The sequence below is a fragment of the Longimicrobiaceae bacterium genome (assembly GCA_035936415.1).
GTDB lineage: Bacteria > Gemmatimonadota > Gemmatimonadetes > Longimicrobiales > Longimicrobiaceae > JAFAYN01.
Genome location: DASYWD010000111.1, coordinates 1 through 1,769, shown reverse-complemented (window position 1 = coordinate 1,769; position 1,769 = coordinate 1). Strand labels below are relative to the sequence as shown.

Sequence of the window (1,769 nt, the reverse complement as noted above, 5' to 3'; positions counted from 1 at the left end):
ACGTGGTCCTGGAGGCGCTCCCCCTCACTCCCAACGGCAAGCTGGACCGGGGAGCCCTCCCGGCGCCGGAGGCGGGGGGGGAGGAATCCGTCTACGAGGCGCCCCGCACGGCGGTGGAGGAGCTGGTGGCGGGGATCTGGGTGGAGGTGCTGAGGCGGGAGCGGGTGGGGGTGCGGGACGACTTCTTCGAGCTGGGAGGGCATTCGCTGCTCGCGACGCAGGTGGTCTCGCGGCTGCGGCAGGCGCTGGGTGTGGAGGTGCCGCTGCGGACGCTCTTCGAGTCGTCTACAGTGGAGACCCTCGCCGCGCGGCTGGACTCCCTGCGGCGCGCCGACGCCCCCGCTGCTGCCCCGCCGCTGCTGCCGGTGCCGCGCGACGGCTCCCCGCTGCCGCTGTCCTTCGCCCAGCAGCGCCTCTGGTTCATCCAGCGGCTCGAGACGGAGAGCGCCGCCTACAACATGCCGTACGCACTGCGCATGCAGGGCGCGGTGGACGCCCGGGCGCTGGAGCGCAGCCTCACCCGGCTGGTGGGGCGCCACGAGGCGCTGCGGACGCGCTTCCCCGAGGTCGACGGGCGAGCGGCTCAGGTGATCCACCCGCCCGTCCCCGTCCCCCTCCCGCGCATCGACCTCCGCCGGCTCGCGGCGGGTGGGCGCGAGCGGGAGGCGCGGCGCCTGGCCGAGGCGGAGGCGCTGCGGCCCTTCGACCTGGCGCGGGGACCGCTCCTCCGTTGCGCGCTGCTCGGCATGGACGAGACGGAGCACGTCCTCTTCTTCTGCATGCACCACATCGTCAGCGACGGGTGGAGCATGGGGGTGGCGGCGCGGGAGGTCTCGGCGCTGTACGCGGCGTACTCGCGGGGGGAGGAGCCCGTGCTGCCCGAGCTCCCGGTGCAGTACGCGGACTACGCGGCGTGGCAGCGGGCCTGGCTCAGGGACGAGGTGCTGGAGAGGCAGCTGGCCTACTGGCGGGAAAGGCTGGCCGGGGCTCCCCCGCTCCTGGAGATCCCCACCGACCGTCCCCGCGCCGCGGAGCAGAGCGCGCGGGGAGGGTTCCACGCCTTCACCGTCCCCGCGGACGTCGCGCGCGCCCTGCGGGAGACGGGGCGGCGGGAGGGCGCGACGCTGTTCATGGTGCTCCTGGCCGGCTGGCAGGCGCTCCTCTCGCGCTACAGCGGCCAGCACGACGTGGTCGTGGGAAGCCCCATCTCTGGGCGCACCACGGTGGAGGTGGAGGGGCTGATCGGCTTCTTCGTCAACACGCTGGCCCTGCGCTCGGACGTTTCGCATGAGGGGAGCTTCCGCGACCTGCTCCGCCAGGTGCGCGAGACCACGCTGGGTGCCTACCAGCACCAGGACCTCCCCTTCGAGAAGCTGGTGGAGGAGCTGGGGGTGGAGCGCAGCCTGGCGCACACCCCGCTCTTCCAGGTGATGTTCTCGCTCCAGAACAACCGGGGGGCCGAGCTGGAGCTGGGCGGGGCGGGGCTGGACGTCCTCGGCGGCGGGAGCGCCCCGGTGAAGTTCGACCTGACCTGCAGCCTGGCGGAGGCGGGAGAGGAGATCCGGGGGGAGCTGGCGTACCGCCTGGAGCTGTGGGACGGCGGGAGCATGGAGCGGATGGCGCGGCATCTGGAGACCCTGCTGGATTCGATGGCGGCCCGCCCGGAGGCGCGCGTGTCGGAGGTGTCGCTGCTGCGCGGGGCCGAACGGGTGCAGGTGCTGGAGGCCTGGAACGCCACCGCCGCCGCGCTGCCGCGCGCCTGCGTCCAC

The 1,769-nt window shown here is 74.1% G+C and carries 1 protein-coding gene; it reads left to right on the top strand.

The window, feature by feature from the left end:
- Positions 1-1,769, top strand: a 1,769-nt coding sequence (locus tag VGR37_04270; protein HEV2146610.1) for a condensation domain-containing protein, incomplete at both ends; no start/stop codon positions are given.